This window comes from Pseudomonas sp. Ps21-P2 (assembly GCF_039672565.1).
Lineage (GTDB): Bacteria > Pseudomonadota > Gammaproteobacteria > Pseudomonadales > Pseudomonadaceae > Aquipseudomonas.
In genome coordinates, this window is sequence record NZ_JBDFPL010000017.1 from 1 (window position 1) to 15,771 (window position 15,771).

Annotated in this window: 13 protein-coding genes; 8 read left to right on the plus strand and 5 right to left on the minus strand. The window is 58.6% G+C overall.

All coding sequences use genetic code 11. From position 1 onward, the window contains the following. Positions 1–285 precede the first annotated feature (285 nt). Both ABEH28_RS26525 and ABEH28_RS26530 read right to left on the minus strand, forming a co-directional pair. Positions 286–1,779: a CoA-acylating methylmalonate-semialdehyde dehydrogenase gene (locus tag ABEH28_RS26525; protein WP_346631514.1), complete on the minus strand. Its 1,494-nt coding sequence runs from the start codon at positions 1,777–1,779 to the stop codon at positions 286–288. Positions 1,780–1,846: 67 nt separating this feature from the next. Beyond that, a complete protein-coding gene (locus ABEH28_RS26530) occupies positions 1,847–3,193 on the minus strand; it encodes an aspartate aminotransferase family protein (protein ID WP_282369652.1) in 1,347 nt (448 codons plus the stop codon). Between the two features lie 144 nt (positions 3,194–3,337). On the opposite strand from ABEH28_RS26530, the gene ABEH28_RS26535 reads away from it, so the two are divergent. From ABEH28_RS26535 to ABEH28_RS26560, 6 genes are all read left to right on the plus strand, one after another. Further along, positions 3,338–4,258 carry a LysR family transcriptional regulator gene (locus ABEH28_RS26535; protein ID WP_192173238.1) on the plus strand — a complete coding sequence of 307 codons (921 nt, stop codon included), beginning with the start codon at positions 3,338–3,340 and terminating at the stop codon, positions 4,256–4,258. Between the two features lie 174 nt (positions 4,259–4,432). Next, complete coding sequence (locus tag ABEH28_RS26540; protein WP_346631524.1) at positions 4,433–5,827, plus strand: nucleobase:cation symporter-2 family protein; 1,395 nt, start codon at positions 4,433–4,435, stop codon at positions 5,825–5,827. Positions 5,828–5,911: 84 nt separating this feature from the next. Continuing rightward, entirely contained in the window at positions 5,912–6,571 is a 660-nt protein-coding gene (locus ABEH28_RS26545; RefSeq protein ID WP_192173240.1) for a TetR/AcrR family transcriptional regulator, read from the plus strand. A gap of 33 nt (positions 6,572–6,604) precedes the next feature. Continuing rightward, positions 6,605–7,192, plus strand: a complete 588-nt coding sequence (locus tag ABEH28_RS26550) for a YigZ family protein (protein ID WP_346631515.1) — start codon at positions 6,605–6,607, stop codon at positions 7,190–7,192. A gap of 601 nt (positions 7,193–7,793) precedes the next feature. Continuing rightward, positions 7,794–8,480 (plus strand): SDR family oxidoreductase, encoded by a 687-nt coding sequence (locus ABEH28_RS26555; protein ID WP_346631516.1) that lies wholly within the window; start codon positions 7,794–7,796, stop codon positions 8,478–8,480. Positions 8,481–8,671: 191 nt separating this feature from the next. Beyond that, entirely contained in the window at positions 8,672–10,006 is a 1,335-nt protein-coding gene (locus tag ABEH28_RS26560; RefSeq protein WP_346631517.1) for an 8-oxoguanine deaminase, read from the plus strand. 68 nt (positions 10,007–10,074) lie between these two features. Here ABEH28_RS26560 and ABEH28_RS26565 read toward each other — a convergent pair whose 3' ends face one another. Next, the gene (locus ABEH28_RS26565) at positions 10,075–11,166 is read right to left on the minus strand and encodes a calcium:proton antiporter (protein WP_346631518.1); all 1,092 of its coding nucleotides are present in this window, start codon (positions 11,164–11,166) and stop codon (positions 10,075–10,077) included. A 328-nt stretch (positions 11,167–11,494) separates the two neighbouring features. On the opposite strand from ABEH28_RS26565, the gene ABEH28_RS26570 reads away from it, so the two are divergent. Then, positions 11,495–12,448, plus strand: coding sequence for an adenosine deaminase (locus tag ABEH28_RS26570; RefSeq protein WP_346631519.1), 954 nt, complete (start codon positions 11,495–11,497; stop codon positions 12,446–12,448). Positions 12,449–12,519: 71 nt separating this feature from the next. On the opposite strand, the gene ABEH28_RS26575 is transcribed toward ABEH28_RS26570, so the two are convergent. Together ABEH28_RS26575 and ABEH28_RS26580 are read right to left on the minus strand one after the other, a co-directional pair. Next, complete coding sequence (locus ABEH28_RS26575) at positions 12,520–13,212, minus strand: winged helix-turn-helix domain-containing protein (protein WP_192173246.1); 693 nt, start codon at positions 13,210–13,212, stop codon at positions 12,520–12,522. Between the two features lie 724 nt (positions 13,213–13,936). After that, positions 13,937–15,145, minus strand: a complete 1,209-nt coding sequence (locus tag ABEH28_RS26580; RefSeq protein ID WP_346631520.1) for a multidrug effflux MFS transporter — start codon at positions 15,143–15,145, stop codon at positions 13,937–13,939. Between the two features lie 227 nt (positions 15,146–15,372). On the opposite strand from ABEH28_RS26580, the gene ABEH28_RS26585 reads away from it, so the two are divergent. Then, entirely contained in the window at positions 15,373–15,732 is a 360-nt protein-coding gene (locus tag ABEH28_RS26585) for a hypothetical protein (RefSeq protein ID WP_282369669.1), read from the plus strand. The last annotated feature ends 39 nt before the right edge of the window (positions 15,733–15,771 follow it).

Sequence of the window (15,771 nt, forward strand, 5' to 3'; positions counted from 1 at the left end):
CTTAACGTCTCACGTCAGCGGGAGGCGAATTCTACAGCGTTACAACCTGCTGTCAACTGCCTTTTTCACCGCTGTCGATTCAAGCATCTGAACCTAAGCATTCCTCGCTGCTTACTTCGTCCAACTCATTGATTATCAAGGAGTTTTCCGTTTCGTCTGCGCCGGAAGTGGGGCGAATTATAGACAGATCCAGAGGAGCGTCAACCCCTAATTTAATGAAACTGTCATATCGGTCAAAAATAGCTGACGGGGTGGGCAACTTTGGGGACTTGCCCGCCCTGAGCTTTAAAGACTTGGGAACGCGAACTGCGAAGCTTCATGGCTGGCACGTTGCGGCCACCGCTGTGTAATGGCTTTGCGACGGGTATAGAAGCGAACACCATCCGGGCCGTAAGCGTGCAGGTCGCCAAACAGCGACCGCTTCCAGCCGCCAAAGCTGTGATAAGCCACAGGTACAGGCAGTGGAACGTTTACCCCAACCATACCCACCTCGATTTCGTCGCAGAACAGCCGGGCTGTTTCGCCATCGCGGGTGAAGATGCAGGTGCCATTGCCGTATTCATGATCGTTGATCAACTGCATTGCGTGCTCGAGGCTATCCACACGAACGATGCACAGCACCGGACCGAATATCTCTTCTTTATAGATACGCATCTCGGCCGTGACGTGGTCGAACAGGCATCCACCCAGGAAGAACCCCTCTTCGTGTCCGGGAACCGTGAGCCCACGACCGTCCACCACCAGCTTCGCCCCCGCACCTACACCGCCTTCTATATAGCTGCTGACTTTGTCACGATGCTGCCCGGTGACCAGAGGTCCCATATCGAGACCGTTGGAAGTCCCGGCGCCGATCTTCAATCCGTTGATTTGCGGCACCAGCCTGGCCACCAGCGCATCGGCGACCTGGTCGCCCACGCACACCGCAACCGAAATCGCCATGCAGCGCTCGCCGCACGAACCATAGGCCGCCCCCATCAGTGCGCTTACGGCGTTATCCAGGTCCGCGTCGGGCATGAGCACTGCGTGATTCTTCGCGCCACCCAATGCCTGTACCCGCTTACCCCGGGCGGTGGCTTCCTTATAGATGTACTCAGCGATCGGGGTTGAGCCGACGAAACTCAACGCTTTGACTTCAGGGGCTTCGATCAGCGCATCAACCGCTACCTTGTCGCCGTGCACGACATTAAGTACACCCTTCGGCAATCCGGCTTCATGGAGCAACTCTGCTATCAACAGCGTTGAGCTTGGATCGCGCTCGGAAGGTTTGAGTATGAAACAGTTGCCACAGGCGATGGCCAACGGATACATCCACAGCGGAACCATGGCGGGGAAGTTGAACGGGGTGATGCCCGCCACTACGCCGAGCGGCTGAAAGTCAGACCACGCATCGATGTTCGGTCCGACGTTGCGGCTGTACTCGCCCTTGAGAATTTCCGGCGCCGCACAGGCATATTCGACGTTTTCGATACCGCGCTTGAGTTCTCCCGCCGCATCTTCAAGGGTTTTGCCGTGCTCTTCGCTGATCAGCCGAGCAATACGTCCTTCGTTCTGTTCCAGCAACTGCTTGAAGCGGAACATGACCTGCGCGCGTTTGGCAGGCGGTGTACTGCGCCATGCGGGGAAAGCGGTCTTGGCAGAGTCAATCGCTTGTTGAACAGTTTCGCGACTGGCGAGGGGTACTTTACGAATCACTTGGCCGGTTGACGGATTGAACACATCGGCAGTGCGGCCATTTTCACTGACCAGCTCGCCATGAATCAGGTGCTGAATGTTGCTCATGCATAACTCCGGAAAACGTTAGCCCGCAGGCGCAGCCGGACTGCGCCTGTGAGCAAATAAAAGATGATCAGTCGATTTGATTGAGGGCCTGACCCACTGCATCAAACATGCGATCAAGGTCCTCGGCCTTGCTATTGAAGGTCGGTCCGAATTGCAGAGTGTCGCCGCCGAAGCGCACGTAGAAACCGGCCTTCCACAGCTTCATGGCCGTTTCAAAGGGACGCACGATGGCGTCGCCGTCGCGCGGCGCAATCTGAATGGCGCCGGCAAGACCGTAATTGCGTATATCGACGACATTCTTGCTGCCCTTCAACGCGTGCAAATAGCCTTCGAAATGGGGCGCGGTTTCGGCGACCTGCTGCACCAGGTTCTCGCGCTGAATGATTTCCAGCGCGGCAAGGCCGGCGGCGCAGGCAACGGGATGTGCTGAATAGGTGTAGCCGTGGGGAAACTCCACAGCGTACTCGGGCGTCGGCTGATTCATGAACGTCTGGTAAATCTCGGTGCTGGCTATCACGGCCCCCATCGGGATCGCGCCGTTGGTGATTTGCTTGGCGATGCACATCAGGTCCGGCGTCACGCCGAAGCTGTCGGCGCCGAACATTGAGCCGGTACGGCCGAAGCCGGTGATAACCTCATCGAAGATCAGCAGAATATTGTGCTGATCACAGATTTCGCGAAGACGCTTGAGATACCCCTGCGGCGGAACAATCACGCCAGCAGAGCCTGCCATGGGTTCGACGATCACTGCTGCAATGTTCGAAGCGTCGTGCAGTTCGATCAGTTTGAGCATCTCATCGGCCAGCGCAATGCCGCCCTGCTCCGGCATGCCCCGTGAATAGGCGTTGCTGGCAAGCAAGGTATGAGGGAGATGATCGACGTCCATCAGTTGCCCGAACATCTTGCGGTTGCCGTTGACGCCACCCAGGCTGGTGCCCGCGATGTTGACGCCGTGATAACCACGGGCGCGGCCGATCATCTTGGTTTTGGTGGCCTGACCTTTCAAACGCCAGTAAGCCCGCACCATCTTGACCGCAGTGTCAGCGCACTCCGATCCAGAGTCGGTATAGAAGACGTGATTCAGCTTGCCGGGTGTCAGATCGGTGATCTTTTCAGCCAGCTGGAAGGACAGCGGGTGTCCGAACTGGAACCCGGGCGAGTAGTCCAGCGTACCCAACTGCCGGGAAACCGCTTCCTGGATCTCCTTGCGCGTATGCCCCGCGCCACAGGTCCAAAGCCCCGACAGACCGTCATATATCTTGCGGCCCTTGTCGTCCGTGAGATAGCTGCCTTCGGCGGCGACGATCAGCCGTGGATCACGATGGAAGTTTCGGTTCGCCGTGTAAGGCATCCAGTGGGCGTCTAGTTTGAGCTGGCTCGCCAGAGACATGTCGGACGATTCGGGCATATTCATCGGAATTAACCTCACTGGGCGTGGGTGGCCTGATTTCCTGGCGAATGTACGAGCAGGAGCAGGGCCGGTTGCAGCTAAAGTGCCACGGGCATAAAGTCCGAAAAACCCTGCTTTTACGATCTTCAGTTGACTGGTTACTAAACTATGAGCACCCGCCGTAATGATCCTCTGGCGCAAGTCAGCGATTTTGATATCCGTCTGTTGCGCATTTTTCGCAGCGTCGTCGAGTCCGGGGGCTTTTCGGCAGCAGAAAGCGCGCTGGGTATTGGTCGCTCCGCCATCAGCCAGCAGATGAGCGATCTGGAGCAGCGCCTTGGACTGCGTCTTTGCCAACGGGGTCGTGCGGGGTTTTCGCTTACAGAGGAAGGTCGCGAGGTCTACCAGTCCTCGCTGCAGTTATTGAGCGCCCTCGAGAGTTTTCGTACGGAAGTAAATGGTCTTCACCGACACCTGCGCGGCGAGCTGAACATAGGACTGACGGACAATCTGGTCACCCTCCCCCACATGCGGATCACCCACGCGCTTTCCCAACTGAAAGAACGCGGCCCGGACGTGCACATCAATATCCGCATGATTGCGCCCAACGAAGTCGAGCAGGGCGTGCTCGACGGCAGCTTGCACGTCGGCGTCGTACCCCAGGCCAGTGCCTTGTCGGGACTGGAATATCAGCCGCTGTATAGCGAACGTTCGCTGCTGTACTGCGCCGTCGGCCATCCGTTGTTTTACGTCGACGATGCGCAGCTGGATGACGATCGATTGTCAGCGCAAGAGACGATCGCGCCAACGTTTCGTCTGCCCGGTGAAATCCAGGCCCACTATCAGGCGCTGAAATGCACCGCGAGCGCGTCGGACCGGGAGGGTATGGCGTTTCTGATTCTGACGGGGCGTTACATCGGCTATCTGCCCGACCATTACGCCAGCCTCTGGGTGCAACAGGGTCGGCTGCGCGCGCTGAAACCCAAGACGCGGTTTTACGACGTGAGCCTTGTAACCGTCACGCGCAAAGGGCGCCGCCCCCATTTGGTGCTGGAAAGTTTTCTGGAGAGTCTGGCTGCCACACGATGAGGCCGGCCGAGTACGTCGGCACCTCACTAACACGCAGTCAAACGGCCGCCATATTCGTCCAGCCCCTTGATAAACGGGCATGTACAGCGAATCGGCAAACAGGTATCTGATCAGTTGGACAGGTTTTTGCAGTGAGGCTGGATGTCGAAGCCCACACAGAAATCGAGAGCCAGCATGCAGCCTGAAGCGCCAGACAATAACGACCTCATCTACGGCCTCAACGACAGGCCGCGCCCCGGACCCGCGGTCCTGGCTGCAATCCAGCATGTCCTCGCTGCATTCGTCGGCATTATCACGCCGCCACTGATTATCGGATCGGCGCTCGGGCTCGGCGCGTACATGCCTTATCTGATCAGCATGGCGTTGATGGTGTCGGGGGTGGGCACGTTCATTCAGGCGCGACGACCGTTCGGTATCGGCGCCGGCATGATTTGCCTGCAAGGCACCAGTTTCGCGTTTCTCGGGGCAGTGCTGTCGGCAGGCTTCATGGTCAAGCAGCGCGGTGGCAGCCCGGAGGACATCATGGCCATGGTATTCGGTGTGTGTTTCTTCGGCGCCGTCGTGCAGATTGTGCTCAGCCGTTTCATCGGCCAGTTGCGTCGAGTGATCACGCCACTGGTCACCGGCATCGTCATCACGCTGATCGGCGTCAGCTTGATCAAGGTCGGGGTGACGGATTTAGGTGGCGGTTTTAACGCTCCGGACTTCGGCGAGCCGGTCAATCTGGCCCTCGGCGTATTCGTATTGGCAGTGATCATTGTGCTCAACCGTTCGAGCGCGCCCTGGTTGCGCCTCTCGGCCATCATCATCGGGCTCGCGGTCGGCAGCATCGCAGCGTGGTTCAGTGGAAAACTCGTACCTCACTCCATCGCCGACGTTGCGCTGGTCAGCATCCCTGTGCCCTTCCGGTTCGGATTCAGTTTCGACTGGGCCGCTTTCCTACCAGTCGCGCTGATTTATCTGATCAGCAGCATCGAAACCGTCGGCGACCTTACCGCCAACTGCATGCTCTCCCGCGAACCCATCAAAGGCCCAAGCTATATTGCCCGGCTGAAGGGCGGTGTGTTGGGCGACGGCGTCAGTTGCATGATCGCGGCGACGTTCAGCGCATTCCCGAACACCACATTCGCGCAGAATAACGGTGTGATTCAGCTCACTGGCGTGGCCAGCCGTTATGTCGGTCTCTACATCGGAGCAATCCTGTTTCTGCTCGGACTGTTCCCGGTGATCGGTGCGATTCTTCAGCAGATTCCGAAACCTGTGCTTGGCGGTGCGACATTGGTGATGTTCGGCAGCGTGGCGGCGGCGGGCGTGCGGATTCTTGCCCAAGCGCCGCTGGACCGCCGCAGCATGTTGATCATCGCTACCTCTTTCGGAGTAGGGCTGGGTATCGCGGCGCAACCGACGCTGCTGCATCATTTGCCTCAATTGGTACAGAGCCTGTTTGACTCGGCAATCACCAGCGGCGGACTGACGGCCATCGTAATGTGCCTGCTACTCCCGGAAGGCAAGCAAACAAGCGAGACGAACGAAACCAAAGAACAGACAACGGAATCATTTGAGCACTGATTTACGAGGGCAACGCTTGTCGGATCCTCGCGGGTGCGCTATCTGTTCACCGCGTCGCACCCAATGATCCGTCTGGAACCGCACATGACCCTCGAAGTCCCCGCTCACAGCCCCAGCGCCACCAAACCGGCCAGCCGTATTCGTCAGAAAAACGAAGAAGCGATCTTGAAGGCGGCCGAAGACGAGTTCGCTCGCCATGGCTTCAAAGGCACCAGCATGAACACGATCGCGCAAAATGCCGGGCTGCCTAAAGCCAACTTGCACTATTACTTCACCAACAAGCTGGGTCTGTACATCGCGGTGCTGAGCAACATTATCGAGTTGTGGGACAGCACGTTTAACAACCTGAGCGCAGAGGACGACCCGGCACAGGCGCTGACGCACTACATCCGCGCGAAGATGGAATTCTCGCGGCGCCAGCCACAAGCCTCGCGCATCTTTGCCATGGAGATCATCAGTGGCGGCGAATGCCTGAACCAGTATTTCAGTCAGGACTATCGCGAATGGTTTCAGGGGCGTGCCGCGGTCTTCCAGGCCTGGATCGATGCAGGAAAGATGGACCCGGTCGATCCGGTGCATCTTATCTTTCTGCTGTGGGGCAGCACTCAGCATTACGCTGACTTCGCCACGCAAATCTGCCAGGTGACCGGCCGTTCGCGGCTGACCAAGCAAGACATGGAAGTCGCCGGGGATAACCTGGTCCGGATCATTCTCAAAGGGTGCGGACTCACCCCCACGTTATAACTCCCTGAAAGCCAAACGCAGTCTGGAACTTCAATGCCTTCTACGCTCACCGGCCCCTGCGAGTTTCGAGAAGAGATTCGCAAGAGCCGCTTTATAACTCTCGCAGCGCCCATCGACACGCCTGCCGATGCTCAAGCGTTTATCGAGCAACACAGTGATCTCGACGCCACGCACAATTGCTGGGCCTGGAAGCTGGGCGCGCAGTACCGCAGCAACGACGACGGCGAACCAGGCGGCACCGCCGGACGACCGATACTCGCGGCCATTGATGCCCAGGATTTTGATCGGGTCGTAGTGCTGGTCATTCGCTGGTATGGCGGGATTCAACTGGGCACCGGCGGGCTGGCGAGGGCCTATGGCGGAGGCGCCAACAAATGCCTGCAGCAGGCCGATCGAGTGCCGCTGATCAATCGCGTGTCGCTGCAATTCGACTGCAGCTTCAGCGAGCTGGTGCTGATAAAGCTGCGAGTGGCCGAGCTAAACGGTCTTGTGGAGGAAGAGCGCTTCAACGCCAACGGTGTCACGCTCTCGATTGCCCTGGCTCCCGAGCAGATTGAAACCCTTCAGCGCCAGCTTTCCGACATCAGTCGCGGACGAATCGTGTTGCAGCAGCCGCAGTAATCAACCCACGGACATATCGACGCCTTCCCCGCTAAAGCCGGTCCTGCGAGCGAACGCGACGGCTGTAACCGGCTGTGGCGTTTGCCCACATCTACTGTGCATCCGCCTGTGGACAAGCTGAGCATACCCCGTCGCAGGCCTTGATCCATATGGCTTTGCGAAGGTTGATCACTTTTTAGCCAAAACACTGTGCTGTGGGTAAATCCAGCGATAAAACAGGACGTTAGCGCCATTTATGCCAACGTGGCACTCCTTTCGAGCGGCTTCCATTACCAATCCACAACTACCCACATTAGCTGTGGAGCATTCTGTGGATAACCCGCGCAAGCCTTCGCGGGCTGCTGAATCCACGGAGTGTTGGGTGAGCTGGATGTTTTTTATACAGACACACATCGTGGCAGGATTGAGCGTGCGCCATCCTATTTGCCTGACATTCATATCGGAAACGTCCCCTCACATATGTCGTCAGCCTCTGTCATCCTCTGCCGCTAACTTATGCGCCTCGCGGCAACACAGCGCTTCGAGAAACAAAATTCTCGACACGTGGCGATGTCCACCCATTGAGTGAAATTTTTCGTTTGTCTGTACAGGAGTCATTTCAATGTCCACCCCTAAAACAGCCCTGATCATCGGAGCTTCGCGCGGCCTTGGCCTTGGACTGGTGAAACGTCTCGCGGAACTCGGCTGGGAAGTCACCGCCACTGTCCGCGATGCCCAGAAGGCCGACGAGCTGAAAGCACTGCCGAATGTCCAGTTGCAGACACTGGACATCGATGAGCAATCGTCCCTCGAAGTGCTCACCCACAACCTCAAGGGCCAGATGTATGACCTGTTGTTCGTCAACGCCGGCGTGATGGGCCCGATGCATCCCAACCCCACCGACGCCACCGCTGGCGAACTGGGTCAGCTGTTTCTCACCAACGCCGTCGCGCCGATCCGCTTGGCCAAACGCTTCGTCGACCAAATACGTCCCGAGACTGGCGTGATCGCGTTCATGAGCTCGGTGCTCGGCAGCGTCACCATGCCGGACGCGCCAGAGATGGCGTTGTACAAAGCCAGCAAAGCCGCGCTGAACTCAATGACCAATACTTTCGTGACGCAGTTGGGCGAGAACAAACCCACCGTGCTGTCGATGCATCCGGGTTGGGTCCGTACGGCGATGGGCGGTGAAGGCGCTGACATCGACGTCGAAACCAGCGTGCGCGGGATTGTCGAGCAGCTTGAGCGATTTGCAGGGAAAGGTGGTCACCACTTTGTGAACTACAAGGGTGAGACGATTCCCTGGTGATCGCGATGCAAGTCGCGGCAGTATGAGCTGTCGTGACTTGCCCACACCCGCCGCAACACTCTAGAATCCGCCCTCGCCTCGCAGCGCACTCGATGCTGCGGCGACCCTGGATCAGCAGACAGGGCAACACTGAGCTGGCGACCTGAACCCACTTTCAGAGGAGCCGGCCAATGCCCGCGATCCGTACCTAGTTGAAAAATCCCCTTGCCGTTTTCACGGCCAATGATCTCGATGCTCGCGGCGGCCTGGTGGTCGAAGGCGGGGTTATCGTTGAGATGCTCCCGCTGGGACAACAGCCTACACAGCCTTGCGATCACGTATTCGATGCACGCGAGCATGTCCTGCTCCCTGGCCTGATCAACACGCACCACCACTTCTATCAAACCCTGACCCGCGCCTGGGGCCCGGTGGTCAATCAGCCGTTGTTCCCCTGGCTGAAAACCCTGTACCCGGTGTGGGCGCGGCTAACGCCGGAAAAACTCGCACTGGCCAGTAAGGTCGCCCTGACCGAGCTGCTGCTGTCGGGCTGCACCACCGCCGCCGACCATCATTATTTGTTTCCGCAGGGTCTGGAAGACGCCATCGATGTGCAGGTGGAAAGTGTTCGCGAGCTGAGCATGCGCGCAATGCTGACGCGGGGTTCGATGACGCTGGGCGAGGCCGACGGCGGCCTGCCACCCCAGCAAACCGTTCAGCAGGGCCAGGTGATTCTCGATGACAGCGTGCGGCTGATCGAGACCTATCATGAGCGGGGTGACGGCGCCCAGATTCAGATCGCGCTGGCGCCGTGCTCGCCGTTTTCGGTGACGACCGAGATCATGGCCGAAAGCGCGGCACTTGCCGAAAAACACGACGTGCGTCTGCACACGCATCTGGCTGAGACTCTCGACGAAGAGGACTTCTGCCTGCAGCGCTTCGGCCTGCGCACGGTGGATTATCTGGACAGCGTCGGCTGGCTCGGCCCTCGTACCTGGCTGGCCCACGGCATTCATTTCAACAGCGAAGAGATCACGCGCCTCGGCCGGGCGGGCGCCGGAGTCTGTCATTGTCCGAGTTCGAACATGCGCCTCGCGTCAGGCATCTGCCCCACGCTGGACCTGCTTGCCGCTGGCGCGCCGATCGGTCTGGGTGTCGACGGTTCGGCGTCAAATGACGCCTCGAACATGATGCTTGAAGCCAAGCAGGCGTTGTACCTGCAGCGGTTGCGCTACGGGGCGGAAAGAATCACGCCGGAGCTGGCGTTAGGCTGGGCGACCAAGGGCTCGGCGCAATTGCTGGGCCGTCATGACATCGGCGAGTTGGCCGTGGGTAAACAGGCTGACCTGGCGCTGTTCAAGCTGGACGAGTTGCGCTTCTCCGGCAGTCACGATCCGATTTCAGCGTTGCTGCTGTGCGGCGCTGATCGCGCAGATCGGGTGATGATCGGCGGCAAATGGCGGGTGATTGACGGTCAGGTCGAAGGGCTCGATCTGAAGGGGCTGATTGCAGATCATCGCCAAGCGGCTGCGGAATTGATCAGGGCCTGATAGGCCATTACAGCAGTGGGGAAGTAAAACTGCCGACTCCCCCGCTGCCGGGTTAAAGCGAACCCAGGTTATAGCCCCATCAGAGAAAGCATGATGAAGGTGGCAAACAGCACGAAATGCGTCATGCCTTCGATGGCGTTGGTCTCGCCGTCGTTGAGGTTGATGGCGCAGACCAGCAGGGTGACGAAAATCATCACGGTCTGCACTGGCGTCATCGCCATCTGGAACGCCTGGCCGCTGTATAGCGCCATGCCTTCCATGACAGGTACGGTCAGGATCACCGTCGACAACGAGGCACCGAGGGCGATGTTGACCACCGACTGCATGCGGTTGGCCAGCGCGGCTCGCAGTGCGGTCAGGATCTCCGGCGCTGCCGAAATGGCCGCCACCAGAATCGCTGTCATGACAGGCGGCGCGCCGCTGCCTTCAAGACCCAGATCAACGGTTTTCGACATGACCTCGGCCAACGCGCCAATAACCACCACACCGAAGACCAGCGTCGCAATCGAGCGCGTCAGGTTGATTGGCTCGTGCGCTTCCTCGGCCTCACCCTTGCGGCGCTTCTTGTCCGGGTAGCTGTAGCTGAAGAAGTAGCTGTGCGGCCCGACCTGCATGCGCAGGAACAGTGCATAAAGCAGAATCATCGCGCCGATGGTGAAAGCCGAATACAGCTTCCACTTCCCTTCCGGAATGAATTCAGGCACCACCATCGACACCGCCATGGCAGTCAGAATCATCACGCTGTAAGACCGCGCGGAGTCATCGTTGTAGGACTGCTCACCGTGCTTGAGGCCGCCCATCAATGCGGCGAGACCCAGAATCCCGTTGATGTCGAGCATCACAGCCGAGTAGATGGTGTCCCGTACCAGCGTGGGTGAAGGTTCGTTGCTCATCATGATCGCCAGAATCACGACCTCGACCAGCACCGCTGACAGCGTCAGAATCATCGTGCCGTAGGGATCACCGACCTTCTCCGCCAACAGTTCGGCGTGGTGAGCCACCCGCAGCGAGGCGCAGATGATGAAGCCCACCAGGGCGATACCCGCTATCAGCGCGACGGTGTTTCCGTTGCTGAGCAATTGGTGCTCGTAGAAGTACGCGAAAAAGGTCGCAATGACCGCCAGTAGTAGAAACTTTTCCTGCTTGAGAATCGTGCCCATCGCTGCCTTTTAGCCCCTTGCGACCCTGGCCGCACATCCATGAAGTGAAATTTACTGAAGCGCTTGAGAGTATCGATGTAAACAAAGGTTTCAAGACAGGGTAGCAGCGGGTCGCGACACATCGTCGCGCCACCGCGACAAATTGCCATTTACCGGTCTGTGTTCCGGATATTCAGACGCCGAAAACGCCTGCGACTGCTGGGCCTCGCTGCCAGGACCGGTGGCAATGCAAGCCAAAGCAGCGTGTGAACCGTCCGGTCAGGTTTTATTCAGCCCGCGCGTCTGACTCTGTAGAATGCCCGCCATTGCACCTTACGAGACAAAGCCCATGTACGACTGGTTGAACGCCCTGCCCAAGGCAGAACTGCACCTGCATCTGGAGGGCTCGCTAGAGCCGGAACTGTTGTTCGCTCTGGCTGAGCGCAACAAGATCGCCTTGCCCTGGGCGGACATCGAAACCCTGCGCAAGGCCTACGCGTTCAATAATCTGCAGGAGTTTCTCGACCTGTATTACCGCGGCGCCGACGTGCTGCGTACCGAGCAGGACTTTTACGACCTGACCTGGGCTTACCTGGAGCGCTGCAAGGCGCAGAACGTCATTCACACCGAACCGTTCTTCGACCCTCAGACCCACACCGACCGCGGTATTCCTTTTGAAGTCGTGCTTAACGGCATCGCCGGCGCCTTGAAAGACGGCAAGGAAAAACTCGGCATCGGCAGTGGCCTGATCCTGAGCTTCCTGCGCCATTTGAGCGAAGACGAAGCGCAGAAGACCCTCGACATGGCCCTGCCCTACCGCGACACCTTCGTCGCCGTCGGCCTGGACAGCTCGGAAATGGGCCATCCGCCGAGCAAGTTCAAGCGCGTCTTCGACCGTGCTCGCGGTGAGGGCTTCCTGACCGTTGCCCACGCAGGTGAAGAAGGTCCGCCGGAGTACATCTGGGAAGCACTGGATTTGCTGAAGATCCAGCGTATCGATCACGGCGTGCGCGCCATCGAGGACGAGCGCCTGATGCAGCGCATCATCGATGAGCAAATCCCCCTGACGGTCTGCCCGCTGTCCAACACCAAGCTCTGCGTTTTCGAGCACATGGGTCAGCACAACATTCTCGACATGCTTGAGCGCGGCGTGAAAGTGACCGTCAACTCCGATGACCCGGCGTACTTCGGTGGCTACGTGACCGAGAACTTCCACGCGCTGCACACCCATCTGGGCATGACCCAGGATCAGGCCAGACGTCTGGCGCAAAACAGCCTCGATGCCCGTCTGATCAAGCCCTGATCAAACACGCCCCTTGATCAGCAACCGCGTGTGGATGCTCTGCTCCACACGCCCCGCTCCCTCTGGGAGCATCACGCCGCCGAGGCGATTTTGCTGATTTCTCGCTGACCATTGGATGAGACCTGCAACGTGGACGCCTCCTCGGTCGTCCGCAGCCAACCCAGCTGCATAAACAACTGCAAAAGCCCGGCCCCCAATGCGCCGCCGAGGTGTGGGCTGCTTTCATGACAGTCAACACAGGCGCACACGGCTTCGCGTCGTCTGTGGGCCAGCGCGGGAATGAAAATCCCCCGTTCGGCAAAGCGCGAGATGCCGACGCTGGTGACTTCCAGCCGGTGTTCGGATTGTTCGATCCAGCCCGCGCCCAGCATCCTCAAATACAGCTCCGCACCCATTTCGCCGCCAAGATGATCCGCGCAGACACTGGCGCGGCACAACGGAAGGGGCGGCAACGGTTGCGCCATGCTGCGGCTGATCAGATCCGCGCTGACCATGGACGCACTGACCAGCGCCTGGACCGCAGTCCGGACTTCCGGAGCGGCCAGCCTGAAATACCGTTTGCGGGCGCGGACTTCATGGCGCAGCAATCCGCCAGCGGCAAGGCGCGCCAGGTGTGCACCGGCAGAAGAAGTGGATAGACCCACTAGCGAAGCTACCTCATTGGCCGCCCGCGATGTTCCGTCCATCAGTGCCCACACGATCGCGCTGCGTTTAGGATCGGCGAGCAATGCAGCGATCTGGCTGATGCAAGGTACATATTCCATGTCTTCACTCCCTGTTGAACATTATCTAAGCGGCCCGGCACCGGTGCGCAGGTCGAAGCGTTGGCTTGGCCTGGTGTGGCTTGGCGCGTAATCACGGGCGTAATCAATTGAAAGCGCCGGGCCATTGCTGTGGTGAACCATCATCGATGTTTACGGCGAAAACAGACATTGATTTAAATCACGTCATACAAACTCTGATTGCTGGAACTTGCAGGTCATACAGATAGTTTCGCCCGAGCAATACAGATAGATGACAAGAATTAAATCGGATCCATGACGGCGCTTAGTATAAGACCTGCGGCCGATCGGCGGATCAACTTGTCCATTGCTTAGCCCTTTGTTTGTGGGCCGTATTGGCAAATGTTCAGCACAATCCGGCAGACCCCATGCTGCGCAGACTCAGCCGGATAGCCGTAGCCCCTTGAAGGACGGGCATTTGCGCGGACAGTAGCCGTTCGTGAATTCGGCACCAGGGCGATTGCCTACACTGAAAACTCCTGAGGACTTCAAGAAAATAAGCTGCTCAAGGGACGTGTCAGAAGTGAACTTATCTCAATCCGGCACGAGACCAAGTTAAGAGCTTTTAAACGCTGTAAGAAGTTTCCAATTCCGAAGTAGTAAACGGCTGTATATAACACGCTCTTTTCAACAGGCTGAACATGCTTGTACAGGTACGCCTTAAACCCGGTGAATATCGGCAACGCGTTAACGTTGCCGACGTCGGTTAGATCCGCACATCCGCGTGGGGAGTCAGCGCATCTCGCTTCTGCTGCGCCCGGCGTGTAACAACCGAAAGCGTCACAGCCAGAACGCCGCACAGCGTAATAACGGTCGCCATTGGCACGGCCGTTCCGTCATGCAGTACGCCCACCAGCGCTGCCGCGCCCGCAGCGACACTGAACTGCAAGCACCCCAACAAGGCCGACGCGCTGCCCGCACGTTTGCCCTGCCCACTCATCGCGCACGCCGAAGCGTTGGGAATGATGCAGCCGAGGCTGGCGATATAGATGAACAGCGGAATCAGCAGCGGCCACAGCTTTTCGGTGTGCAGGGAGGCGATGGTCAGCAGCACAAGGGCGGCAGCGAGATAGATCCAGACAGTCCGCGACAGCAACCATGCCGGACCATAGCGCCCGACGAGTCGAGCGTTCACCTGGGCGATGAGGATGAAGCCGGCAGCGTTGATGCCGAATAACCAACCGTAGTGTTCCGCCGGGACGCCGTAGAGCTTGATGAAAACGAAGGGAGAACCTGCGATGTAGGAAAACATCCCTGCCATCGCGATGCCGCCGGTGAGCGCGTGGCCCAGGAAGATCCGGTCGCCCAGCAGGTTCCAGTACGACCCGAGCGCGCCCGAGAGGGGCAGTCGCGGATGGCCGGCCGGCATGCTTTCCGGCAATCCCCTGAAAACCGCCACTGCAGTGAGCGCGCTGAACCCCGTCAAGGTCAGGAAGATGGCCTGCCAACCCACGACGTTGACCAACAGCCCGCCGAGCATCGGGGCCAGAATCGGCGCCAGGCCCATGACCAGCATCAATTGCGAGAACACCTTGGCCGAGTCAACCGGTGAGCATTTGTCGCTGACGATCGCCCGCGACAGCACCATACCGGCACATCCCCCCAACGCCTGTACAAAGCGGGCAGCAATCAGCCATTCAAGAGAAGGCGCCAGGGCGCACGCCAGCGATGCGAGGGTGAACAAGCCGACGCCAAACAACAGCGGGATCCGACGGCCGAAGCGATCGGCAATCGGGCCGTAGGCGAGCTGGCCGATGCTCAGGCCGAGGAAATAAGAGGCCAGGGTCAGCTGAACGTGTTTCTCGTCCGTGCCGAATGCCAAAGCGATGGCCGGGAAACCTGGCAGGTAAAAGTCGATGGCCAACGGGCCAAAGGCGCTGAGTGCGCCGAGGATCAGAATCGTTCTGAGGTTCATCAATCTTCCTAAACGGTTTTGCGCAGCGCGACAGTTTAACAACCTTGAATCAGCGCGGCCCGCTCACAGAAAAATTACCGGAAGTTTTTTCAATACGTCGTCGCGGGGTGAAAAAGGGGGAACTTATTGCACGTGACCGAGCATCGGTTAATGGATTTCCTACAGCGTTTTTACCAATAACTCACAGAAGCGCTTCTAAACTTTTCTCAAGCAGTGAGGAAATCAAAATGAATGCGCGATGGGTTGTGCTGTGGTGCGTTGTCGTTGTCGCCGGATGTCAGTCTACCCACGACCAGCTATTGGCCGAAGGTTACCCACCGGCATTCGCTGACGGTTTTCAGGATGGGTGCGGAAGCGGGCGGCAGTCCATCGACGTGATCAAAGGGCAATTCAAAAAGGACGTGCCCCGCTATCTGCGTGACACCTTGTACGCACAAGGCTGGTCAGATGGATTTCGTCAGTGCCAGGCCCAACTTGCCAACAGCAATGTTCAGGATCAGGGCCGCGACAGCATCTGGAATGACCGCGACCGCGACTGGGACCATCAAAGGACCCAGGACGCCGCCAAAGCCTACCGCTCTCATTGAACGCCAGTTGCGTCTGCATAACGGGTGAAACTATCGGGC